The organism is Mycobacterium noviomagense, from assembly GCF_010731635.1.
GTDB lineage: Bacteria > Actinomycetota > Actinomycetes > Mycobacteriales > Mycobacteriaceae > Mycobacterium > Mycobacterium noviomagense.
This window is the reverse complement of sequence record NZ_AP022583.1, coordinates 4,524,980-4,547,933: the sequence shown is the minus strand read 5'-3', so window position 1 is coordinate 4,547,933 and position 22,954 is coordinate 4,524,980. Positions and strand designations below refer to the sequence as shown.

The 22,954-nt window shown below is 67.0% G+C and carries 23 protein-coding genes, 1 pseudogene and 1 riboswitch; of the genes and pseudogenes, 17 read left to right on the top strand and 7 right to left on the bottom strand.

Annotated elements, in window-relative coordinates:
• The first annotated feature begins 39 nt into the window (after positions 1 to 39).
• Positions 40 to 522, top strand: a complete 483-nt coding sequence (locus G6N15_RS21535) for a DUF4126 family protein (RefSeq protein ID WP_083088915.1) — start codon at positions 40 to 42, stop codon at positions 520 to 522.
• Here G6N15_RS21535 and G6N15_RS21530 read toward each other — a convergent pair.
• Positions 519 to 1,418, bottom strand: coding sequence for a RecB family exonuclease (locus G6N15_RS21530; protein ID WP_083088916.1), 900 nt, complete (start codon positions 1,416 to 1,418; stop codon positions 519 to 521). The two genes, G6N15_RS21535 and G6N15_RS21530, sit on opposite strands and share 4 nt — an antisense overlap.
• Here G6N15_RS21530 and G6N15_RS23635 point away from each other — a divergent pair.
• Positions 1,406 to 2,044 (top strand): annotated as a pseudogene (locus G6N15_RS23635) (S1C family serine protease); the annotation flags it as partial. The gene G6N15_RS21530 and the pseudogene G6N15_RS23635 overlap by 13 nt on opposite strands.
• 161 nt (positions 2,045 to 2,205) lie before the next feature.
• Positions 2,206 to 3,039, top strand: a complete 834-nt coding sequence (gene trmI, locus G6N15_RS21520) for a tRNA (adenine(58)-N(1))-methyltransferase TrmI (protein ID WP_083088925.1) — start codon at positions 2,206 to 2,208, stop codon at positions 3,037 to 3,039.
• 9 nt (positions 3,040 to 3,048) lie between these two features.
• Here the strand turns inward: trmI and G6N15_RS21515 are convergent, their stop codons facing one another.
• The 3 genes from G6N15_RS21515 to G6N15_RS21505 are packed head-to-tail and all read right to left on the bottom strand — an operon-like array spanning position 3,049 to position 4,445.
• Positions 3,049 to 3,345, bottom strand: coding sequence for a DUF503 domain-containing protein (locus G6N15_RS21515; protein WP_083088917.1), 297 nt, complete (start codon positions 3,343 to 3,345; stop codon positions 3,049 to 3,051).
• Between the two features lie 9 nt (positions 3,346 to 3,354).
• A complete protein-coding gene (locus G6N15_RS21510) occupies positions 3,355 to 3,915 on the bottom strand; it encodes a hypothetical protein (protein ID WP_163748198.1) in 561 nt (186 codons plus the stop codon).
• A 14-nt stretch (positions 3,916 to 3,929) separates the two neighbouring features.
• On the bottom strand, positions 3,930 to 4,445 hold the full coding sequence (locus G6N15_RS21505) for a hypothetical protein (RefSeq protein ID WP_232070500.1): 516 nt from the start codon (positions 4,443 to 4,445) through the stop codon (positions 3,930 to 3,932).
• Between the two features lie 132 nt (positions 4,446 to 4,577).
• Here G6N15_RS21505 and arc point away from each other — a divergent pair, with 132 nt between their 5' ends.
• The gene (arc, locus tag G6N15_RS21500) at positions 4,578 to 6,404 is read left to right on the top strand and encodes a proteasome ATPase (RefSeq protein WP_083087423.1); all 1,827 of its coding nucleotides are present in this window, start codon (positions 4,578 to 4,580) and stop codon (positions 6,402 to 6,404) included.
• Between the two features lie 92 nt (positions 6,405 to 6,496).
• Here the strand turns inward: arc and G6N15_RS21495 are convergent, their stop codons facing one another.
• Complete coding sequence (locus tag G6N15_RS21495; protein ID WP_139797810.1) at positions 6,497 to 7,147, bottom strand: hypothetical protein; 651 nt, start codon at positions 7,145 to 7,147, stop codon at positions 6,497 to 6,499.
• A 218-nt stretch (positions 7,148 to 7,365) separates the two neighbouring features.
• Here G6N15_RS21495 and dop point away from each other — a divergent pair, with 218 nt between their 5' ends.
• The 6 genes from dop (at position 7,366) to G6N15_RS21465 (ending at position 13,214) form a co-directional block, all read left to right on the top strand.
• Positions 7,366 to 8,862: a pup deamidase/depupylase gene (gene dop, locus G6N15_RS21490; protein ID WP_083087411.1), complete on the top strand. Its 1,497-nt coding sequence runs from the start codon at positions 7,366 to 7,368 to the stop codon at positions 8,860 to 8,862.
• A 94-nt stretch (positions 8,863 to 8,956) separates the two neighbouring features.
• Positions 8,957 to 9,151 (top strand): ubiquitin-like protein Pup, encoded by a 195-nt coding sequence (locus G6N15_RS21485; protein ID WP_083087421.1) that lies wholly within the window; start codon positions 8,957 to 8,959, stop codon positions 9,149 to 9,151.
• Entirely contained in the window at positions 9,148 to 10,044 is an 897-nt protein-coding gene (gene prcB / locus G6N15_RS21480; RefSeq protein ID WP_083087410.1) for a proteasome subunit beta, read from the top strand. The genes G6N15_RS21485 and prcB overlap by 4 nt, the downstream gene beginning before the upstream one ends.
• Positions 10,041 to 10,787 carry a proteasome subunit alpha gene (gene prcA / locus G6N15_RS21475; RefSeq protein ID WP_083087409.1) on the top strand — a complete coding sequence of 249 codons (747 nt, stop codon included), beginning with the start codon at positions 10,041 to 10,043 and terminating at the stop codon, positions 10,785 to 10,787. Before prcB ends, prcA begins: the two co-directional genes overlap by 4 nt.
• Positions 10,788 to 10,884: 97 nt before the next feature.
• On the top strand, positions 10,885 to 11,355 hold the full coding sequence (locus tag G6N15_RS21470) for an NADAR family protein (RefSeq protein ID WP_083087408.1): 471 nt from the start codon (positions 10,885 to 10,887) through the stop codon (positions 11,353 to 11,355).
• A gap of 106 nt (positions 11,356 to 11,461) precedes the next feature.
• A riboswitch (M-box (ykoK) riboswitch) is annotated at positions 11,462 to 11,635 on the top strand.
• A gap of 79 nt (positions 11,636 to 11,714) precedes the next feature.
• The gene (locus G6N15_RS21465) at positions 11,715 to 13,214 is read left to right on the top strand and encodes a stealth family protein (protein ID WP_083087407.1); all 1,500 of its coding nucleotides are present in this window, start codon (positions 11,715 to 11,717) and stop codon (positions 13,212 to 13,214) included.
• A gap of 42 nt (positions 13,215 to 13,256) precedes the next feature.
• Here G6N15_RS21465 and G6N15_RS21460 read toward each other — a convergent pair whose 3' ends face one another.
• Both G6N15_RS21460 and G6N15_RS23560 read right to left on the bottom strand, forming a co-directional pair.
• The gene (locus G6N15_RS21460; RefSeq protein WP_083087406.1) at positions 13,257 to 14,180 is read right to left on the bottom strand and encodes a phosphodiesterase; all 924 of its coding nucleotides are present in this window, start codon (positions 14,178 to 14,180) and stop codon (positions 13,257 to 13,259) included.
• Between the two features lie 107 nt (positions 14,181 to 14,287).
• Complete coding sequence (locus G6N15_RS23560) at positions 14,288 to 14,419, bottom strand: hypothetical protein (protein WP_264019248.1); 132 nt, start codon at positions 14,417 to 14,419, stop codon at positions 14,288 to 14,290.
• A gap of 93 nt (positions 14,420 to 14,512) precedes the next feature.
• Between G6N15_RS23560 and pafA the strand changes: the two genes are divergently transcribed.
• The 7 genes from pafA (at position 14,513) to G6N15_RS21425 (ending at position 22,949) form a co-directional block, all read left to right on the top strand.
• Positions 14,513 to 15,871 carry a Pup--protein ligase gene (gene pafA, locus G6N15_RS21455; RefSeq protein ID WP_139797809.1) on the top strand — a complete coding sequence of 453 codons (1,359 nt, stop codon included), beginning with the start codon at positions 14,513 to 14,515 and terminating at the stop codon, positions 15,869 to 15,871.
• 18 nt (positions 15,872 to 15,889) lie between these two features.
• Positions 15,890 to 16,891, top strand: a complete 1,002-nt coding sequence (locus tag G6N15_RS21450) for a helix-turn-helix transcriptional regulator (protein ID WP_083087404.1) — start codon at positions 15,890 to 15,892, stop codon at positions 16,889 to 16,891.
• A complete protein-coding gene (locus tag G6N15_RS21445) occupies positions 16,888 to 17,859 on the top strand; it encodes a helix-turn-helix transcriptional regulator (RefSeq protein WP_083087403.1) in 972 nt (323 codons plus the stop codon). Before G6N15_RS21450 ends, G6N15_RS21445 begins: the two co-directional genes overlap by 4 nt.
• Positions 17,860 to 17,909: 50 nt before the next feature.
• The gene (gene tatA / locus G6N15_RS21440) at positions 17,910 to 18,152 is read left to right on the top strand and encodes a Sec-independent protein translocase subunit TatA (RefSeq protein WP_083087402.1); all 243 of its coding nucleotides are present in this window, start codon (positions 17,910 to 17,912) and stop codon (positions 18,150 to 18,152) included.
• Positions 18,153 to 18,271: 119 nt separating this feature from the next.
• Positions 18,272 to 19,129, top strand: a complete 858-nt coding sequence (gene tatC, locus G6N15_RS21435; protein ID WP_083087420.1) for a twin-arginine translocase subunit TatC — start codon at positions 18,272 to 18,274, stop codon at positions 19,127 to 19,129.
• 90 nt (positions 19,130 to 19,219) lie between these two features.
• On the top strand, positions 19,220 to 21,973 hold the full coding sequence (locus G6N15_RS21430) for a DEAD/DEAH box helicase (protein WP_083087419.1): 2,754 nt from the start codon (positions 19,220 to 19,222) through the stop codon (positions 21,971 to 21,973).
• Positions 21,974 to 22,037: 64 nt separating this feature from the next.
• Positions 22,038 to 22,949, top strand: a complete 912-nt coding sequence (locus tag G6N15_RS21425; RefSeq protein ID WP_083087401.1) for a DUF4333 domain-containing protein — start codon at positions 22,038 to 22,040, stop codon at positions 22,947 to 22,949.
• The last annotated feature ends 5 nt before the right edge of the window (positions 22,950 to 22,954 follow it).

Below are 22,954 nucleotides of genomic sequence, written 5' to 3'. Positions count from 1 at the left end.
GTTAGCGTGCCGGACTGTCCCCGTGCCAGGAGGATCGCCGTGACGCACACACTTGTGCTGCTGCTCGCATTGTTGATCGGTGTCGTCGCCGGATTACGTGCCCTGACAGCTCCCGCGGTGGTGGCATGGGCGGCCCTGCTCGACTGGATCAACCTCGACGGGACGTGGGCGTCGTGGACGGCTCACCCGGTGACGGTCGCCATCCTCACCGTCCTTGCGGTCATCGAACTGGTCACCGACAAGCTCCCGATGACACCCAGCCGCACCGTCGTCGCCTCGTTCGTCGCCCGAATTGTCCTGGGCGCGTTCGCCGGCGCCGTTATCGGCACCGCCTGGGGCTACACCTGGAGCGGCCTCGGCGCGGGCGCCGTCGGCGCGGTGGTCGGCACCGTCGGCGGCTACGAGGCACGGGTCCGGCTGGTCAGCGCCACTGGCGGCCACGACCGCTCAGCGGCGCTCCTGGAAGATACGGTCGCGGTCCTGGGCGGGGTCGCCGTAGCCGTGATGACAGCGGTTCTCTAGCAAAGCATTTCAGCGGCGTCGCCGGCCGCAACCGCGGTCGGCTCCGTCGGCTGGCTGGCGGGCCAACCCGGATACGGCGGCGGCGTTCCCCCGAAAGCCGGGCAGTGCTGCTGGTGCGGGCACCAATCGCAGAGCCGCGACGGCCTGGAACGGAAATCCCCAGTGGCACCTGCGGATTGGATGGCCCGCCAGATCGCCATCAGCGTCTTCTCGAAGCGCAGCAGCTCTTCGTGGTCGGGGGAGTAGTCGAGCAGCTCACCGTCGGCCAAGTAGATGAGCCGCAGCCGAGTCGGAAGCACACCGCGCGACCGCAGCAGCGCCACGGCGTAGAACTTCATCTGAAACAAAGCCTTGAACTCCGCCAGTGCGCGCGCCGCCGGCGGTGCCTTGCCTGTCTTGTAGTCGACCACCCGCAACTCACCGGTCGGCGCGACGTCGATGCGGTCGATGAAGCCGCGCAGCAGCGTGCCGTCGGCCAGCTCGACCTCGACGCGCTGCTCGCAGCTTTGCGGGTCGAATCGGGTCGGGTCTTCCAGCCGGTAGTACCCGGACAACAATGCGCGGGCCTCGTCGAGCAATTCGGCCTGCTGTTGCGGGTCAAGCGCGGCGGCCAACTCCGGTTGCTCGGCGACCATCTGCTCCCAGGCCGGCGCGACCAGCGTCAGTGCGGTGTCATGGCCACGCTGCACCGGCGGCAACGCGTAGAGCTGTTCCAGCGCCGCATGGACCACTGAGCCCCGTAGCTGGGCCGTCGACGGCGGCTCGGGCAACCGGTCGATCGCACGGAACCGATACAGCAGAGGGCACTGCTTGAAGTCGGCCGCCCGTGACGGGGACAACGCCGCCGGCCGTGCCACCTGCGCGGAAGCAGGTGTACCGGTGCATGTCGACGTCATGGCCTGATGCAATCACAAAGCTCCGACAAAAACCCGCTACCACACCGATGTCTGTGTCCAGACGATTGTGGAGACGTGCGGAGCCCCCTGCTGCGATCGACACCTCGTCGTGGCGTCGGCCACAAGGTTTCCTGACCGCGCAAACAGGGAAAGTTGCATGCGTGGGTGCAAGGCGTTCGCTACGCCAGCCACAAGCAATTGACTTCACCAAGGATCGTCAACCGATGACTCAGGCCAGACACGGGCGTGCAGTCGGACACGCCGATCGCGGCCCGGTGCCCGTTGGCATGGTCGGCACAGACGGCGTGGTTCACGGTCGGCACGAGCTTCGGTATCACCACGGCATTCACCGGCGGGCGCTGCACCGCCCGCTGCCGAGCCGCAGTGGCGGCAGCGACCACATCGCCGTGCCCGACGCCATTCAAACCGACGCCGCAATTAACCCCGGAAGCTCCGGCGGTGCCCTTGTCGACATGAACGGTGCGCTCGTCGGAGTCAACTGTGCGATCGCGGTGGTGGCCGACGACAGCGGCCAGGGCCGAATCGGTTCCACCGGTTTGGGTTTCGCCATACCGGCCGATCACGCCAAGCGCGTCGCGGATGCACTCATCGCCGACGGCGTCGCCCCGCGCACATAAAGCGGACGGTCTGCCTGATCCGGATATCGGCTTGGCGCAAAGGCGAATCCGTCAATGGGTGCCGGCAATCACCGAAGTACCCGATGCACTCGGCGCCCCGCGCACCGGTTACCGCCCGTGTGCTGGCACGCTAGACGACTGTGTCAATGATGTCGGGGACCGGCCCGTTCGCTGTGGGTGACCGTGTCCAGCTAACCGACACCAAGGGTCGCCACTACACGATGCTGCTCACCGCGGGCGCCGAGTTCCACACCCACCGCGGCGCGATCGCCCACGACGCGGTGATCGGCCTGCCCGAAGGCAGCGTGGTGAAATCCAGCAACGGCGACGACTTCTTGGCGCTGCGCCCGCTGCTCGTGGACTACGTGATGTCGATGCCGCGCGGTGCCCAGGTGGTCTATCCGAAAGACGCCGCGCAGATCGTGCATGAGGGCGACATCTTCCCAGGGGCCCGGGTCCTGGAAGCCGGCGCCGGATCAGGCGCGTTGACCTGCTCACTGCTGCGGGCGGTCGGGCCGCACGGGCAGGTGATCTCCTACGAGGTGCGGGCCGACCACGCCGAGCATGCCCGCCGCAATGTCGAGGCGTTCCACGGCCGCCGACCGGACAACTGGCAACTTGTCATCGCCGACCTCGCCGACTGCGATCTGGCCGCAGGCGCCGTGGACCGGGCGGTGCTGGACATGCTCGCGCCATGGGACGTACTGGACGCGGTGTCGCAGATGCTGGTCGCCGGTGGTGTGCTGATGATCTACGTGGCCACCGTCACCCAGCTGTCGAAGACCGTGGAGACCTTGCGCCAACAGCAGTGCTGGACTGAGCCGCGAGCGTGGGAAACGCTGCAACGGGGGTGGAACGTCGTCGGGCTGGCGGTTCGCCCGGAGCACACCATGCGCGGCCATACCGCGTTTTTGGTCTCGGCGCGCCGGCTTGCCCCCGGCACCGTCACGCCGACGGTCTTGCGCCGCAAGCGACAGCTGTAGGTAGCTCGGTCAGTCGTCGTCGCTGCGATGCAGGCCGCGGCGCACCGACAGCAACTCGAACTCCGGGTGCGCGGCCACCAAACGTTCGGCGGCGTCGAGCACCTCGACGGCATGGCCGCGATCGCCCGACACCATGGCCACACCGATGCCGGCCCGCCGGTAGAGGTCGTGCGACCCGGTCTCGCCGGCCGACACGCTGAACTTGCGCTGCAGTTCGGCTACGAGAGGGCGTATCACCGAGCGTTTTTGTTTCAGTGAGCGCACGTCGCCGAGCAGCACGTCGAATTCGAGCCAGCCGATCCACATACGGGTTGACTACGGCGTCGGCATGGGCGGCGTAGCGGTCTGCGGGCTGCCGAAGCCCAGCAGCATGTCCGCGGTCTGATGCGACAACTGCCAGCCACTTTGGTAGGGCTTGAACTCCATCGGGAACGAGAACCCGGGAGCGTCCCGTTTCGGTGAGCTGACGTTGACGGTGGCCACCACATCGGCCGGATCTTTGTCCGACCAGGCGAGGTCTGTCGCGTTGAAAGTCACAGGCGCGTAGCCGCCGTCGACCAATGCGGTGGCAAACTTTTCCAGAGCCGCGGCATTATCCGGTGTCGCGCTTTCGACGAGGTTGACCTTCTGGGCGCCCGGCACCGCCGGGTCGGCGAGCCGGTACAACACGTCGGTGAGCGCTTCGGGTGGGGGCAGCGGCGGAGTCTGCGGAGTGGGCGGGGGACTCGACGCCACCGCTGTCGACGCAACCGATGACGACCCTGCACGTGACGACGACGACGGGGCAGAGCCGCGCCCGCTATGCGAGCACCCTGATAGCCCAAGTGCCGCCACAACGGTGGCGGCACTCAAGACGACCAACAGCTTCCGGCGCATCCATCCAGGAGCGGTCAGCCCGAGGCCTGCACGGCCTGCAGCAGCGACATCGCCGAACTCCGGGACAGCTTCCAGCCGCCCTGGTTGACGAATGTGATGTTCTGGGTCGTCGGCGCAAGATTCGGGCCTGAGGCAGTGATATCCGCCGAGGCGGCACCGGGTCCCGCCGGCGCAATGTTCGCGACGGTGAACGACAGCGGGAGCGAACCGTTTTGGGCCGCTTTTTGCAGCTTCCGGTCGGCGATGCGGCCTTCGACCCCGCCGACGCCGCCTTCGACCAGGCTGCTCTTGCTCGCAAACGGAACGTTGGGGTTCTGCAGGCCGTTGAGAACGCTGACGAGTTGGTCGGGGGTCGGCACGTCGGCCGCCGGATCGAGCGGCAGCGGCGCGCCGAAGGCGACCGGCTGCACGTGAGGCGCCGACACGGCTATTGATGCAATCGATGTCACACCAGCGGCCGCTGCACCTATTGCGGCGACGGCCGCCAAGCCTGTGGCTAGGGATTTCACGTTTTTGGGTGTCCTTTCGATCGGCCTGATTCGGTGCGAAGGCTACCAGTGGGTACTTATGTGTTGAATTTTGATCCCTACATGAATCCCAAATCGCCGGTAGCGTTGAAGTATCCGCCGCGCCAACTTCCGGCGCCGCGAAAGGAGCTCAACATGGGTGACTCAGAGCGTGAAATGTTCGGAACCCCTCGGGAACGAGAGTTGTCCAGCGACGACGCCGCCGAATTAGAAGAGTTGCGGCGCGAAGCCGCCCTGCTTCGAGAGCAACTCGACAACGCTGTCGGATCGCAAGGACCTGTCCGCGGAGCCCGTGATGTGCACCAACTCGAGGCGCGTATCGACTCCCTGGCTGCGCGCAACTCCAAGCTGATGGAAACGCTGAAGGAAGCGCGCCAGCAGCTGCTGGCGCTGCGCGAGGAAGTCGACCGGTTGGGCCAGCCGCCCAGTGGTTACGGCGTGCTGCTGGCAACCCACGACGACGACACGGTCGACGTGTTCACCTCCGGCCGCAAAATGCGACTGACGTGCTCTCCGAACATTGACGTCCACACCCTAAAGAAGGGCCAAACCGTCCGGTTGAATGAAGCCCTGACCGTTGTCGAGGCCGGCACATTCGAATCGGTCGGCGAAATTTCCACCTTGCGCGAAATTCTTTCCGACGGTCACCGGGCCCTGGTCGTCGGCCACGCGGACGAGGAACGCATCGTCTGGCTTGCCGAGCCGCTGGTTGCCGAGGACCTGCCTGACGGGATTCCGGACGCCCTGAACGACGACACGAGACCGCGTAAGTTGCGTCCCGGCGACTCGTTGCTGGTCGACACCAAGGCCGGCTATGCGTTCGAGCGCATCCCGAAGGCAGAAGTCGAAGACCTCGTGCTGGAGGAGGTGCCCGACGTCAGCTACGACGACATTGGTGGCCTCTCTCGCCAGATCGAGCAGATCCGCGACGCGGTCGAACTGCCGTTCCTGCACAAGGAGCTCTACAAGGAGTATGCGCTGCGCCCGCCCAAGGGTGTGCTGCTTTACGGACCGCCGGGCTGCGGCAAGACGCTGATCGCCAAGGCGGTGGCCAACTCGCTGGCCAAGAAGATGGCCGAGGTCCGCGGCGACGACGCCAAGGAAGCCAAGTCGTACTTCCTCAACATCAAGGGCCCCGAGCTGCTTAACAAGTTCGTCGGCGAGACCGAGCGCCACATCCGGTTGATCTTCCAGCGGGCCCGCGAGAAAGCCTCCGAAGGAACGCCGGTGATCGTGTTCTTCGACGAGATGGACTCGATCTTCCGCACCCGCGGCACCGGGGTTTCCTCCGATGTGGAGACGACGGTGGTCCCGCAGCTGCTGTCCGAGATCGACGGGGTGGAGGGGCTGGAGAACGTCATCGTGATCGGCGCCTCCAATCGGGAGGACATGATCGACCCCGCGATCCTGCGGCCCGGCCGCCTCGACGTCAAGATCAAGATCGAACGGCCGGACGCCGAAGCCGCGCAAGACATCTTCTCCAAGTACCTCACCGAGGAGCTGCCGCTGCACGCCGACGACCTCGCCGAATTCGGCGGCGACCGTTCGGCCTGCATCAAGGCGATGATCGAAAAGGTTGTCGAGCGGATGTACGCCGAGATCGACGAGAACCGGTTCCTGGAGGTCACTTACGCCAACGGTGACAAGGAAGTCATGTACTTCAAGGACTTCAACTCCGGGGCGATGATCCAAAACGTCGTCGACCGGGCGAAGAAGAACGCGATCAAGTCGGTGCTGGAGACCGGTCAGCCCGGGTTGCGTATCCAGCACCTGCTGGATTCGATCGTCGACGAGTTCGCGGAGAACGAGGACCTGCCCAACACCACCAACCCGGATGACTGGGCGCGGATCTCTGGCAAGAAGGGCGAGCGAATCGTCTACATCCGCACGCTGGTCACCGGCAAGAGCTCCAGCGCGTCGCGGGCCATCGACACCGAGTCGAACCTGGGCCAGTACCTGTAGGCGCACCCTCGTGCGCGAGCGGGCGCGTGTTTGTACACCGACACGCCGCAAAGCCCGTACAACTGCGCCCGCTCGCACCCGGCGCCGGCGGGTCAGTCGGCCAGCAGCGAATAGCTGTTTTTCAGGTCGTCCTGCAGAACCTGCGCGGCGTGGGTGGTGGTGTCAATGCGCAAAGGGGCCTCCAGCACTCGTGACTGGTAGGTCCATCCCTCCGGCAAGTTGAGCCGCTCGCCCAGTTTGGGCAAGTCCGCGCGCGACAGGTTGGGGTCCACGATCTGGCTCCAGGTCTGCATCACCCAGCGTCGGAAAGCGGGGTCGTGCAGTTCGTATATCTCTTCTCCGGCGTCGAAGGTGAAGACCGTGTTGCGGTCGACCTGATTCGCGGTGTAGGGCGCCGGGTTCAACGCGGTCAGCAAGACGGTGGCCTGCAGCTGCATCTCGATGCCGCCGAAGTTCTTGATCAGCCGCGGACCCTGGGACGTCTTCTCGATGCTGTTCATCAGCCAGTAGCGCGGCCCGTTGAGCAGCGCTGCGGCCGCGCCGTTCTCCGCCGCGATGGCCTGCGGGTCAAGCTTGGACCACAGTTCGGCGGGGCAGTCGTTGAGCGGGAAGCTGTTGTAGACGTTGGCCTGCGGGCCCGCTTCGCCGGGGGTTACCAGCAGCACTTCGCCATAGCGCTTCCCGGACAACCCGGTCAGCGGCTCACGCAGCGCTTCGGCGGACACCAGGGTGAAGTTAGTCATTGGGCGTCACATGCGTCAATGCCGGCGGTCACCGTTAGCAAAGCCTTAGCCCGCCGTTTGCCGACGGGCGCCCGGCGTAGCCGGGCCCGCCGTCCGGCATGCGGCTCCTCCTCGCCCCGCTTCGCGGGCCGCATCGTCGCCGTCGCTGGGTTGGATTGTGCGGCTCCTCCTCGCCCCGCTTCGCGGGCCGCATCCTCGCCGTCGCCTAGGCTTTAGCCATGCAAAGGATTATCGGGACGGAGGTCGAGTACGGCATCTCGTCGCCGTCGGACCCGACCGCGAACCCGATCCTCACCTCGACCCAGGCGGTGCTGGCCTACGCGGCGGCCGCCGGCATTCAGCGCGCCAAGCGCACCCGCTGGGACTACGAGGTGGAATCACCGCTGCGTGATGCCCGCGGGTTTGACCTGAGCCGCTCAGCCGGCCCGCCGCCGGTGGTCGACGCCGACGAGGTCGGCGCCGCCAACATGATCTTGACCAACGGGGCGCGACTCTACGTCGACCACGCACACCCCGAATACTCCGCGCCCGAATGCACCGACCCGCTGGACGCGGTCATCTGGGACAAGGCCGGGGAGCGGGTGATGGAGGCGGCCGCCCGCCACGTCGCCAGCGTGCCCGGGGCGGTGAGGCTGCAGCTGTACAAAAACAACGTCGACGGCAAGGGCGCCTCCTACGGGTCGCACGAGAACTACCTGATGAGCCGCCAGACCCCGTTCTCGGCCGTCATCGTGGGTCTGACCCCGTTTCTGGTGTCCCGCCAGGTGATCACCGGCCAAGGCCGGGTGGGCATCGGCCCCGCGGGCGACGAACCCGGGTTTCAGCTCGCGCAGCGCGCCGACTACATCGAGGTCGAGGTCGGCCTGGAAACCACGCTCAAACGCGGCATCATCAATACCCGCGACGAGCCCCACGCCGACGCCGACCGATACCGGCGACTGCATGTCATCATCGGCGACGCCAACCTCGCCGAGACATCGACATACCTGAAACTCGGTACCACGGCGCTGGTGCTCGACCTGATCGAAGAGGGCATCGACTTAAGCGATCTGGCGCTCGCGCGCCCGGTGCACGCCGTGCACACCATCAGCCGCGACCCGTCGCTGCGGGCCACGGTGGCGCTGGCCGACGGCCGGGAACTGACCGGGCTTGCCCTCCAACGGATTTACCTGGACCGGGTGGCGAAGCTGGTCGACTCCCGCGACCCCGACCCGCGCGCTAACGACATCGTGGAAACCTGGGCGCACGTACTCGACCTGCTCGAGCGCGATCCGATGGAGTGCGCCGAGCTGCTGGACTGGCCGGCCAAGCTGCGCCTGCTCGAAGGGTTCCGCCAGCGGGAGAACCTCAACTGGTCGGCCCCGCGGCTGCATCTGGTCGACCTGCAGTACTCCGACGTCCGGTTGGACAAGGGCCTCTACAACCGCCTGGTCGCCCGCGGCTCGATGAAGCGGCTGGTCACCGAACAACAGGTGCTCAACGCGGTGGAGAACCCGCCCACCGACACCCGCGCCTACTTCCGCGGCGAGTGCCTGCGCCGATTCGGCGCCGACATCGCCGCCGCCAGCTGGGACTCGGTGATCTTCGACCTGGGCGGCGACTCGCTGGTGCGCATTCCCACGCTCGAGCCGCTGCGTGGCAGCAAGGCGCACGTCGGGGCGTTGCTGGATTCGGTCGACAGTGCGGGTGAACTGGTGGAACAACTGACGACGTGAGCTTCGTTACGGAAGGAAAGGTCGGCGTGGACCGGTAGGGTAGAGGAACCGGCGCCGGCGTGATGCGGCGCCGATGACGAAGCAGGAGGCAGCGATGGCTCAGGAGCAGACCAAGCGTGGCGGTGGCGGCGGCGATGACGACGACCTCACCGGCAGCAACGCCGCGGGCCAGGAGCGTCGCGAAAAGCTGACCGAGGAAACCGACGATCTGCTCGACGAGATCGACGACGTTCTCGAGGAGAACGCCGAGGACTTCGTGCGCGCGTACGTCCAAAAGGGCGGACAGTGACCTGGCCGTTCCGCGATCGCCTTGTCACGAATTCAGCACTTCCCGGAGTCCCCGCTAGCCCCGTAGATCTGTCCTCGTTCGCCGACTTCCTGCGCCGCCAGGCGCCGGAGCTATTGCCGGTCTCCGCCGGCGCCCCCGAGCCCGTCGGAACCGGTGCGCCCAGTCACCAGCTGCCGCATGGGACAACGATCGTCGCGCTCAAATACCCCGGTGGTGCGGTCATGGCCGGTGACCGCCGATCCACCCAGGGCAACATGATCGCCGGGCGCGACATCAAGAAGGTCTACATCACCGACGACTACACCGCGACGGGCATCGCCGGCACTGCCGCCATCGCGGTCGAGTTCGCCCGGCTCTACGCCGTCGAACTCGAACACTACGAAAAGTTGGAAGGCGTCCCGCTCACCTTCAACGGCAAAGTCAACCGCCTGGCGATCATGGTCCGCGGCAACCTCGGCGCGGCCATGCAGGGGTTGGTCGCGCTGCCGCTGCTCGCCGGCCTCGACATCGACGATCCTGATCCACAAAAGGCCGGCCGCATCGTGTCGTTCGACGCCGCTGGAGGCTGGAACATCGAAGAAGAGGGCTACCAGGCGGTGGGGTCGGGTTCGATCTTCGCCAAATCGTCGATGAAAAAGCTCTACTCGCAGGTCACCGACGCCGATTCGGCGCTGCGGGTGGCGGTGGAGGCGCTCTACGACGCCGCCGACGACGACTCCGCCACCGGCGGGCCGGATCTGGTTCGCGGCATCTTCCCCACGGCGGTCAACATCGGACCCGAGGGCGCCGTCGACGTGCCCGAGGAGCGCATCGCCGAGCTGGCCCGCGAGGTCATCGAAAGCCGGTCGCGCGCCGACACTTTCGGCCCGGACGCGCAAGCGGGTGAGAAGTGAGCTTCCCGTATTTCATTTCGCCCGAGCAGGCGATGCGCGAGCGCAGCGAGCTCGCCCGCAAGGGCATCGCCCGGGGCCGCAGCGTGGTGGCGCTGGCCTACGCGGGCGGTGTGTTGTTCGTCGCCGAAAACCCGTCGCGCTCGCTGCAGAAGATCAGCGAGCTCTACGACCGGGTCGGCTTCGCGGCCGCGGGTAAGTTCAACGAATTCGACAACCTGCGCCGCGGCGGCATCCAGTTCGCCGACACCCGCGGCTACGCCTACGACCGCCGCGACGTCACCGGCCGACAGCTGGCCAACGTGTACGCGCAGACCCTGGGCACCATCTTCACCGAGCAGGCCAAGCCGTATGAGGTCGAGCTGTGCGTGGCCGAGGTGGCGCACTACGGCGAATCCAAACCCCCTGAGCTGTACCGGATCACCTACGACGGGTCGATCAACGACGAGCCGCACTACGTCGTCATGGGTGGCACAACCGAGCCGATCGCCAACGCGCTCAAGGATTCCTACACCGAAAACGCCGACCTGGCCGACGCGGTGCGGATCGCCGTCGAGGCGCTGCGGGCGGGCAGCGGCAACGGCTCGGGCGACCAGCCGGCCTTGGGTGTGTCGACCCTGGAAGTCGCGATCCTCGACCAGAACCGGCCGCGACGGGCGTTTCGGCGGATCACCGGCGCGGCGCTGGAAGCGCTGCTGCCCAAACCCGAGGCTTCTGGCTCGGCTGACGGCAAGTCGTCGAAGTAGCCCGCCGATTGAACGTCGCGCACTTCGCGTGACGCGTATTCGGCGGGTCGCGTAGCTTGGCCCACAGGACAGGATTGCAAGCTGCGGAGGTCGCCCGATGAACGCGCTGCATATCCCGATAATCGACTCCTTCGCGGGGCAGTACCTGTTCTTGTCGAACTTCGCACCTGCGCCCACCCCGCATCGGGGCTGGCTGTATCCAACCAGCGAACATGCCTTCGCCGCGGCGAAGACGCGCGACCCTGCGGCGGTTGCGGCCATTCGTGACACCGATGATCCGGCACGCGCCAAGCAGATCGGGCGTGCCGCGCCGCTGGTCGAGGGCTGGGAAGCCGGCGGCAAATTCGCGGCGATGGAAGAGGTGGTCAGCGCCAAGTTCGATAACAACCCCGGCTTGGCTCGCCGGCTCCTGGACACCCACGGCGTACTGCTGGTGGAAGGAAACACCTGGCATGATCAGGTGTGGGGGTCCTGCCGGTGTGACGACCATTGCGACATCCCCGGCGGAAACGCGCTCGGTGTCATCCTGATGGCCGTGCGGTTACGGCTGGCGGCGCGGCATCGGTGACCGGTTCGGCCGCGACGCGGGACCCGAACAACACCAACGGCTTTGGCCGCAGCCCGGACAGTGTTGCCACAGTGTTGCCGAACGCTGAAATCGGTGCTACCTTGCGGGAGCACCTCGTTAGGCGAGGCTCCTGGACGAACATAGGCCACTGATCTGACGACGTCGAGAGACGCCCAAGATCAGGACAGATCTCCCCGGCTTAAGGGGTGGTCCCAAGTGGCTTTCCCGCCTCGGCGGGCATACGTCGGCCAGTGCCAAAGCTCAACGTGTGAGGGCAATGTCGCCGCTCGACCCGCATCTGCGGTGTCCCTCTGTGTGCATGTTGTGACCGGGATCGAGTACGGAAGGCGGGTGTTCCCATGACCAGCACGATCGACTTCCACGTCGTCGGTTCAGCCGATGGGCTGCGCCTGACTCCGTACGAGGCTATGCAGCAGGACTTGCTGTACATCCGCGGCGAGCTGGAGCGCGCCGGTATTCCGTTCCTACTCATCCGCGGCGCGGACGGACGCCCGGCACTCGTGGTCGATATCGCCCTGCGCGCCCGGGTGGCCGACGCTTTGATGGCGGCCTGCCTGGACGCGCCGCTGCGCGCCAAGGTTCTCGACGGCACTGGCCGCCGCTCTGTGTATCTCGGTGACGGGCTGCTCTCTGTGTCACCGGACCCGCGGTTGCTGCGGATATTCCGCCGGCGCGAATGCCCGCGCTCCGGCATGCGTTACGGCGCCTCGGCCGGCGTCGAACTGCAGTTCTGGGTGTTCGACGGCGAGCAGGCGGTCTGCCCCATCGAGAACTCGCTGACCCGCAAGACCTTGGCGCTCAGCGAGGTTGAATACACAGAAGTCGAACTGCACGGCCGGACATGGCCGACGATCGCCGGGATGTTCACCCCGCACGCCGGGGACATCACGTTCGACATCGACATGGTGTTCTCCTGGGTGGACGGCAACGACCCGGAGTTCCGGGCGCGCCGGGCGGCGGCGATGGCGAATCACGTTGTGGGGGAAGGTGATGACGCCGACGCGCGGATCCGCCACATCGACGAGCTGAAGTACGCCCTGCGGTCGGTGCACGCATTCGCGCCGTGGGTGCGCCGGATCTTCATCGCGACCGACTCGCCGGTACCGCAGTGGCTGGCTCCGCACCCGAAGATCACGATCGTGCGTGCCGAGGAGCACTTCACCGACCGTTCCGCGCTGCCCGTGTACAACAGCCACGCCGTGGAGACCCAGCTGCACCACATCCCTGGCCTGGCTGAGCATTTCCTGTACTCCAACGACGACATGTTCTTCGGGCGGACGCTGTCGCCGGCGATGTTCTTCTCCCCGGGCGGGGTCACCAAGTTCATCGAAGCGGGAACCCGAATCGGGTTGGGCGTCAACCACCCCGAGCGCAGCGGCTTCGAGAACGCCGCACGGGTCAACCGGCAACTGCTGTGGGAGAGGTTCGGCAAGATCATCACCCGTCACCTGGAGCACACCGCTGCTCCGTTGCGCAAGAGCGTCCTGTTCGAGCTCGAGCGCGAGTTCGCGGAGGACTTCGCCCGCACTCAGGCGAGCCGTTTCCGGTGCAGCACCGACATTTCGGTGACCAACTCGCTGTATCACTACTACGCGTTGATGACCGGGCGGGCGGTGCAGAACGAGGCGGCGAAGGTGCTCTACGTGGACACCACCTTGCGGTCTGGGCTGGCGAAACTGCCGAAACTGCTGAGGAAGCGCAAGTTCGACTTCTTCTGCCTCAATGACGGCAGCTTCCCCGAGGTGAGCGCCGAGGAGCGAGCGCGTGCGGTTGGCGAGTTCCTGGAAGGCTACTTCCCAGTGCCGGCACCGTGGGAGCGGGCCGTCGCCGACGAGTGAGACGACCCAGCGGGCGGGTGCGTTGGTCCCGTCCGCTGGGAATCACCTGCGGTGTGCCAATTGCGGTGGGATGCGCGGTATTCGGGCCGCCGGCAGGATGCTCACCTGAGCGTCGCTGAGTTCACGCTGCACCGTTCCGGGCGGGACGAACCGCCCGACCGTGGGTCCGGCGGCCAGCGGAATGACGGTGTGTACGACAGTGTCTGGGTAACAGTGCACGAGATTGAACGCCTGTGCGCCGTCGCGCCCACGAGTTCCCGGCGTCAGCAGATCTTGGGTGTAGCAGCTGGCCGAGGCCACCGACACCGGGATGCCGGCGAAAGTGGCTGTGGTCGAGTAGTGCAGGTGTCCGGCCAGGATGCTGCGCACGTCGGTGCCGCGTAGCACGTCGGCCAACGCTGTCTGGTCGCGCAGCTCCACCATGACAGCGAGATCCTGCACGCAGGGGATCGGGGGGTGGTGCATGGCGAGGATGGTGCCGAACGGAGCTGGGTCGGCCAGCTGGTCGGCCAGCCACCGCAACTGCTCGGGCGCGATCTCGCCGTGGTGGTGGCCGGGAACCGAAGTGTCCAGCACCACTACGCGCAATCCGCCGATATCGTGCACGCGGTCCATCGGCGCCATCGTCGGGCTCTCGCGCAACAGATGTTCGCGCAGCGCGGCTCGATGGTCGTGGTTGCCCATCACCCAAATGACCTGAGCGCCAAGGCGGTCGGCCAACGGCTCGACGAGTTCGCGCAACTTGCGGTAGGCGTCCGGCTGGCCGGTGTCGGCCAGGTCGCCGGTGAAGATCAACGCGTCGGGACAAGTTTGGGAGGCCTCCAGCCGCTCGAGCAGCTCGGAAAACCGGGCGTCCGCGTCGACGTGTCCGTAAAGGTCGTCGTCGCCGGCTACTAGATGGGTGTCGCTGATGTGTGCAATGACGTGGTCCGGCCGCGGATGCTCCGCGGCCCTGGGTCTATCCACCGGACTACAAGCACCTCTCTGATGAGCAACTAGCACCCTCGACTTTACCGAAGCGGTATCGGAATGCCGGTAAAGCGTGCCTTGACGTCGAGTGACGTTACGACGAACTACCTGGAGCGGCGCCCGTCGGTGTCCGAGGCCGCCGTGGTTCGTCGCAGCTCATCGAGCTTGTCGGCCAACCCGGTGAAGCCGGCGGCGTGCGTGCGTAGCCGCGCGGTCTCGGTCGCTGAGGCCGGCATGCCTCACCCTGGCACGTGAGCGCAGCATGTCACCTGCACCATCCACAGCGGGGCTTCCACACCCTATGCGCGTTTAACCAGTACGCTCGAATCGTGCAGCGGCGAATCATGGGCATCGAGACCGAATTCGGTGTCACCTGCACATTTCACGGCCACCGGCGTCTGTCACCGGACGAGGTGGCCCGATACTTGTTTCGTCGCGTCGTGTCCTGGGGCCGCAGCTCGAACGTGTTCCTGCGCAATGGCGCCCGGCTCTACCTCGACGTGGGCAGCCATCCGGAGTACGCGACCGCCGAATGCGACAACCTGGTGCAGCTGGTCACCCACGACCGCGCGGGCGAGCGGGTGCTTGAAGACCTGCTGATCGACGCCGAGCAGCGGCTGGCCGACGAGGGCATCGGCGGCGACATCTACCTGTTCAAGAACAACACCGACTCGGCCGGCAACTCCTACGGCTGCCACGAGAACTACCTGATCGTGCGGGCCGGCGAGTTTTCCCGGATCTCCGACGTGCTGCTGCCGTTCCTGGTGACCCGCCAGCTCATCTGTGGGGCCGGCAAGGTGCTGCAAACGCCCAAGGCCGCCACGTTCTGCCTGAGTCAGCGCGCCGAGCACATCTGGGAAGGCGTCTCGTCGGCCACCACCCGCAGCCGCCCCATCATCAACACCCGCGACGAGCCGCACGCCGACGCCGAAAAGTACCGGCGCCTGCACGTCATCGTCGGCGACTCCAACATGTGCGAGACCACCACCATGCTCAAGGTCGGCACGGCGGCGCTGGTGCTGGAGATGATCGAAGCGGGCGTGGCGTTCCGGGACTTCTCGCTGGACAACCCCATCCGGGCCATCCGGGAGGTCAGCCACGACGTCACCGGCCGGCGCCCGGTGCGGTTGGCCGGCGGGCGGCAGGCCAGCGCGCTGGACATCCAGCGCGAGTACTACGCCCGCGCCGTCGAACACCTGCAGACCCGGGAGCCCAACGCCCAGATCGAGCAGGTGGTCGACCTGTGGGGCCGCCAGCTCGACGCCGTCGAAAGCCAGGACTTCGCCAAGGTCGACACCGAGATCGACTGGGTGATCAAGCGCAAGCTGTTCCAGCGCTACCAGGACCGTTACAACATCGAGCTGTCCGACCCCAAGATCGCGCAGCTCGACTTGGCCTACCACGACATCAAACGCGGTCGCGGGGTGTTCGACCTGCTGCAGCGCAAGGGCCTGGCGGCGCGGATCACCACCGACGAGGAAATCGAAGAGGCCGTCGACACGCCGCCGCAGACCACCCGCGCCCGGTTGCGCGGCGAGTTCATCAGCGCCGCGCAGGCAGCCGGACGTGACTTCACCGTCGACTGGGTGCATCTCAAGCTCAACGACCAGGCGCAGCGCACGGTGTTGTGCAAAGACCCGTTCCGGTCGGTCGACGAACGGGTCAAGCGGCTCATCGCCAGCATGTAGCGGTTACTCTGCTAGGCGATGCCGACCTCCAAAGTCGAACGGTTGACGAACCTCGTCATCGCGCTGCTGTCCACCCGCGGCTACATCACCGCCGAGAAAATCAGGGCAACTGTGGCCGGCTACTCCGAAAGCCCCAGCGACGAGGCGTTCTCCCGCATGTTCGAGCGCGACAAAAGCGAGTTGCGCGACCTCGGTATCCCCCTGGAGACCGGCAGGGTGTCAGCGCTGGACCCGACCGAGGGCTATCGCATCAACCGCGACGCCTATGCGCTGCCGCCGGTGGAGCTGACGCCCGACGAGGCGGCCGCCGTCGCCGTGGCCACCCGACTGTGGGAGTCGCCCGAACTGATCACCGCCACCCAGGGAGCATTGCTCAAGCTGCGGGCGGCCGGGGTGGACGTCGACCCCGACGCCCCGGTGGCGATTGCCTCGACCGCCGCGCTGCCGGGGTTGCGCGGGTCGGAGAACGTACTGAGCGTGCTGTTGGCAGCCATCGACGCCGGGCGAGCGGTACAGTTTCCGCACCGGCCGTCGCGCAGCGAGCCCTACACCACCCGCACCGTTGAACCCTGGGGTGTGGTGACCCACCAGGGCCGCTGGTATCTCGTCGGGCATGACCGCGACCGCGACGCCACCCGCGTCTTCCGGTTGTCCCGCATCGGCGCCGAGGTGACACCGATCGGTCCAGCCGGCGCGGTCACCCGTCCCGAAGGCGTCGACCTTCGCCAGATCGTGGCCCAGACCGTCGCCGAGGCGCCGACGGGTTTGCAGGCGCAGGTGTGGGTGGCCGACGGGCGGGCCACCGCGTTGCGGCGCGCTGGCAAATCGCTGGGTCCGCGCCAGTTGGCGGGCCGCGACGGCGAGGTGATCGAACTCGACATCGGATCCAGCGACCGGCTCGCGCGGGAAGTCACCGGCTACGGCGCGGACGCCGTCGTACTCGAGCCGGCGTCCCTGCGTGACGAGGTGCTGGCCCGCCTGCGGGCCCAGGCGGAGGTCAGCGAAGTGCAGCGCTCATGACTGCCGTGTCGACTCGGCTGGTGCGGCTGCTGAACATGGTGCCGTATTTCCAGGCCAACCCACGGATCACCCGCGCCGAGGCCGCCGCGGACCTGGGCGTGACCGTCAAACAACTGCAGGACGATCTCGACCAGCTGTGGTGTTGCGGTCTTCCCGGCTACGGGCCCGGCGACTTGATCGACTTCGAATTCTCGGGCGACACCATCGAAGTGACGTTTTCGGCGGGTATCGACCGGCCGCTGCAGCTCACCTCCCCGGAGGCCACCGGTCTGCTGGTGGCGCTGCGGGCACTGGCCGACATCCCCGGCCTGGTAGATCCCGAGGCCGCGCGCAGCGCGATTGCCAAAATCGAATCGGCCGCCGGCAGTGCCGCACACGGCACCCACGCAGCCGCGGTCGAGGAGCCGGCGCCCGCCGAAAGCGAAGCCGCGGCCGCGGTCCGCGCCGCGGTGCGCGACAACCGCGCACTGGCCATCGACTACTACTCCGCCTCGCACGACACGCTGTCCAGCCGGATCGTCGACCCGATCCGGGTGCTGTTGATCGGCGACCACAGCTACTTGGAGGCGTGGTCCCGCGAGGCCGAAGGGGTGCGGCTGTTCCGGTTCGACCGCATCGTCGAGGCCCGGGTGCTCGACGAGCCGTCGGCGCCTCCGGAGCCGGCAGTGCAATCGCCACCCGACACCTCGCTGTTCGACGCCGATCCCTCGCTGCCGTCGGCGACATTGCGGATCGCGCCGTCGGCGTCGTGGATGTTCGAGTACTACCCGATGCGCCTGCTGCGCGAGCTGCCCGACGGCCACTGCGAGGCGGCCATGACGTATGCCTCCGACGATTGGATGACGCGGCTGGTGCTCGGCTTCGGGTCGGCGGTGCAGGTACTGGCGCCGGAATCCTTGGCCAAGCGGGTGCGCGAGGCGGCCGTGGCGGCGCTGGACGCATACCAGGCCGCGGCGCGGTCCGGGTAAGACCCCTGCGAGCTGCGGTAGCATCGGGTGGACGTCTGGAGGTAATCAAAGTGGGCAGTCTGAGTCCGTGGCACTGGGCGATCCTTGCCGTCGTGGTGGTCCTGCTGTTCGGTGCCAAGCGGCTTCCCGACGCGGCACGCTCGCTGGGCAAGTCGTTGCGCATCTTCAAGTCAGAAGTCCGTGAACTGCAAAACGAACACAAGTCGGAGACGCCTGCCACTCCCACCGCGCCGACCACCCCGGTGCAGTCCGAGCGGGTCGAGCCGCCGGCGGCCGGCGGCCAGTCGGCCTAGCCCGGCGTCCTCGTCGCGGTGCCCTGAGCGGCACTGATTCGCCCGTCGTGCGCACCACCCGAATACTGCGGCGCCTCGATCCGCGTCTGCGCCGCAGCCGTACCAACCCCGACGGCACGATGTCGCTGGTGGATCACCTCACCGAGCTGCGCACCCGGTTGTTGATCTCGCTGGCCACGATCGCGCTTACCACCGCAGTCGGATTTGTCTGGTATTCGCACTCCTTGTTCGGCCTGGAAAGCCTCGGTGAGTGGCTGCGGCATCCGTACTGCGCGCTACCGCAGTCGGCCCGCGCCGAAATCGCCCCTAACGGCCAATGCCGGTTGCTGGCGACTGCGCCGTTCGACCAGTTCATGCTGCGACTGAAAGTCGGGCTGACCGCGGGGTTGGTGTTGGCCTGCCCGATGTGGCTGTATCAGCTGTGGGCATTCATCACCCCGGGGCTGTACAAAAAGGAGCGCCGCTTCGCTGTGGCGTTCGTGATTCCGGCGGCGCTGCTGTTCATGGCCGGGGCGGTGCTGGCCTACCTGGTCTTGTCGAAGGCGTTGCGGTTCCTGTTGACCGTGGGCAGCGACGTGCAGGTGACCGCGCTGTCGGGCGATCGCTATTTCGGGTTCCTGATCAACCTGCTGCTGGTGTTCGGGATCAGCTTCGAGTTTCCGCTGCTGATCGTCATGCTCAACCTGGCGGGTGTGCTCAGCTACGCCCGGCTCAAATCCTGGCGGCGCGGACTGATCTTCGCGATGTTCGTGTTCGCGGCGGTATTCACGCCCGGGTCTGATCCGTTTTCGATGATTGCGCTGGGCCTGGCGCTGACCCTGCTGCTCGAGCTGGCCATCCAGATCGCCCGGCTGCACGACAAGCGCAAAGCCAAGCGGCAGGCCATGATTCCCGACGACGAAGCCTCGCCCATCGAGCAGCCGTCGCCGATACCGGAACCCTCGCACATCGCCGGAGCCCATGACGACATCACCTAGGCCCCGATGTGCCGACCGTGCGTGTCTGTACGCGGACACGCCGCCGCAGACGTACAACTGCGCACGCTCGCGCACGTCGGCGGCGGCGCCGTGACCGGGGTGCCGGAGCTGACCCGGTTTGCCGCGGAACTGCCCTTTGCGCTGGACGACTTCCAGCAGCGCGCCTGCGCTGCTCTGGAGCGGGGCCACGGTGTGCTGGTGTGCGCGCCGACCGGGGCGGGCAAGACGGTGGTCGGCGAGTTCGCCGTGCATTTGGCGCTGGCCGCCAGCGGCAAATGCTTTTACACCACGCCGCTGAAAGCGCTGAGCAACCAGAAACACACCGACCTGACCGCACGCTACGGCCGGGATGCGATCGGGCTGCTCACCGGCGACCTGTCGGTCAACGCCAATGCGCCCGTGGTGGTGATGACCACCGAAGTGCTACGCAACATGCTCTACGCGGATTCACCTGTGCTGCAAGGGCTTTCCTACGTCGTGATGGACGAGGTGCATTTCCTCGCCGACCGGATGCGCGGCCCGGTCTGGGAAGAGGTCATCCTGCATCTGCCCGACGAGGTGCGGCTGGTCAGCCTGTCGGCGACAGTCAGCAACGCCGAGGAGTTTGGCGGCTGGATCCAGACCGTGCGCGGCGACACCACCGTGGTGGTGGACGAACACCGGCCGGTGCCGCTGTGGCAGCACATGCTCGTCGGCAGACGACTTTTCGACCTGTTCGACTATGACACCGACGCCGGCAAGCCGCGGGTATCGCCAAACCTGGTGCGGCACATCGCCAATCGGCGCGAAGCGGATCGTCTCGTCGACTGGCGGGGCCCCCGCCGGCAGGCGGGAAGAGCAGGACCCGGCCGATCCGGTTCCCGACAGGGTTTCTACCGGCCACCCAGCCGGCCTGACGTCATCGCGACGTTGGACCGCGAAGGGCTGCTACCCGCGATCACGTTCGTGTTCTCCCGCGCCGGCTGCGACGCCGCGGTCGCCCAATGCCTGCGCTCGCCGCTGCGGTTGACCACCGAGGAGGATCGGGCGCGGATCGCCGAGGTCATCGATCACCGCTGCGGCGACCTGGCCGACGAAGACCTTGCCGTCCTCGGCTACTACGAGTGGCGCGAAGGACTGATGCGCGGGCTGGCCGCCCACCACGCCGGGATGCTGCCGGCGTTCCGGCACACCGTCGAGGAGCTGTTCACCGCCGGATTGGTCAAGGCCGTGTTCGCCACCGAGACGTTGGCGCTGGGAATCAACATGCCCGCCCGCACAGTGGTGCTCGAACGGCTGGTGAAGTTCAACGGTGAGCAGCACCTGCCGCTGACACCGGGGGAGTACACCCAACTGACCGGCCGGGCCGGTCGGCGCGGCATCGACGTCGAGGGCCACGCGGTGGTGATCTGGCACCCCGACATCGACCCCGCCGAAGTCGCCGGCCTAGCCTCCACCCGCACCTTCCCGCTGCGCAGCTCGTTTGCCCCGTCGTACAACATGACGATCAACCTGGTGAACCGGATGGGACCCGAGCAGGCCCACCAGTTGCTGGAGCAGTCGTTCGCCCAATACCAAGCCGACCGTTCGGTGGTGGGGCTGGTCCGTGGTATCGAGCGCGGCCAGCGGCTGCTCGACGAGATCGCCGGCGAGCTGGGCGGCCACGACGCGCCGATCCTCGACTATGCGCGGCTACGGGAGCGGATCTCGCAGCGGGAGCGCGCCCAGGCCCGGGCGTCGCGCGCGCAGCGGCGGCAGGCAGCCAACGACGCGCTGGCCTCGCTGCGCCGCGGCGACATCATCACGATCACCCACGGGCGCCGCGGCGGCTTGGCGGTGGTCCTGGAATCCGACCGCGACAGCACCGATCCGCGGCCGCTGGTGCTCACCGAAAACCGTTGGGCAGGCCGGATTTCCTCGGCCGACTACTCGGGCGCGTCGGCGCCGGTCGGGTCGATGACCTTGCCCAAGCGGGTCGAACACCGTCAGCCTCGGGTGCGCCGCGATTTGGCGTCGGCGCTGCGGTCCGCCGCCGCCGGGCTGCCGAACCCCACGCGGAGCAAGCGGGGTTCGAAGGGTGAGAGCAGCGACGGTGCTTTTCAGGACCGTGAGCTGGTGTCGCTGCGTGAACAGCTGCGCCGTCATCCGGCCCACCACGCGGCCGGTCGGGAAGCGAAGATGCGGGTCGCCGAGCGCTACCTGCGCATCGAACGCGAGAACGCGCAGCTGCAGCAGAAGGTGGCCGCGGCCACCAACTCGCTGGCCCGCACGTTCGACCGCATCGTCGGGCTGCTGACTGAGCGCGGTTTCATCGAGATGGCCGACGGTGATCCACAGGTCACCGATGACGGCCGGCTGCTGGCTCGCATCTACAGCGAGAGTGACCTGTTGGTTGCCGAATGCCTGCGTACAGGCGCGTGGAACGATCTGCGGCCTGCAGAGTTGGCGGCGGTGCTGTCGGCGGTGCTGTACGAATCACGCGGAGGTGAAGGCCCCGGCGCGCCAGCTGGCACGGAAGTACCCACTGCGCCGTTGCGCCGCGCGCTTTCTCGCACCCGCCGGCTGTCGGAGGAATTGCGCGCTGAAGAGCAGCGGCACCGGATCAGCCTGAGCCGCGAACCCGACGAGGGCTTCGTCACCGCCATCTACCGCTGGGCCAGCACCGGGGATCTGACCGCAGCGCTGGTCGCCGCCGACGAGTCAGGCGCCGGGGTGTCGGCGGGGGATTTTGTGCGGTGGTGCCGACAGGTGCTGGATCTGCTCGATCAGGTGCGCAAAGCTGCCCGCGAACCCGAGCTGCGGGCTACCGCCCAGCGTGCGATCGACGACGTCCGGCGCGGCGTCGTCGCAGTTGACGCGGGGTAGGCTGACGCCGAGCTACGGTTACATCCGGTGAAGCAGGACCAGGACTGAGAGGACCTAACACACGATGAGCGGACCGCAGGGATCCGACCCCACCCAGCCGTGGCAGCCGGCCGGCCAGGGGGAGAACCAGCAATCGACGGGCGGTGACCAGCCGACTGCTCAGCCCTCGTCGCCGTGGCAGCAGCCCTCCGGGGAACACTCGACGTGGCAGCAGCCCTCCGGGGAACACTCGACGTGGCAGCAGCCCTCCGGGGAACAGTCGACATGGCACCCGCCTGCGTACACGTCCTCGGAATACCCCCAGTACCAGCAGCCGACTGGTCAGGTCTACCCGCCATACCAGCAGACCATGCCCGGCTATCCGCAGGCTGAGCAATACGGCCAGCCAACCCAGTACGGCCAGCCAACCCAGTACGGCCAGCCAACCCAGTACGGCCAGCCAACCCAGTACGGCCAGCCGGGCCAGTACGGCCAGACGGAGCGATACGGCCAAACCGACCAGTACGGCCAGCCCGGCCAGTATCCGCAGCAGCCCGGCCAGTTCGGCCCGCAAGGGCCGTACGGTCAACCGGGTCAGTATCCCGGCCAATACGGTCAATATCCCGGCCAGTATGGCCCGCTGGGCGAACAGCGGCCGCAGCGCTCACGTGCGGTGATCGGCACCGTGATCGGCGTATTCGCCGCGATCGTGGTCGCGGTCGTGCTGGTGCTCGGCTTCTGGGCGCCCGGATTCTTCGTCACGACCAAGCTGGACATCAACAAGGCGCAAGCCGGGGTACAGCAGATCCTCAGCGATGAGACCAACGGGTACGGCGCCAAGAACGTCAAAGACGTCAAGTGCAACAACGGCCAGAACCCGACCGTCAAGAAGGGCGCCAGTTTCGACTGCGACGTCAGCATCGACGGCACCAAGCGTCAGGTGACGGTGACCTTCCAGGACAACAAAGGCACCTACGAGGTCGGCCGGCCGAAGTAGGCCAG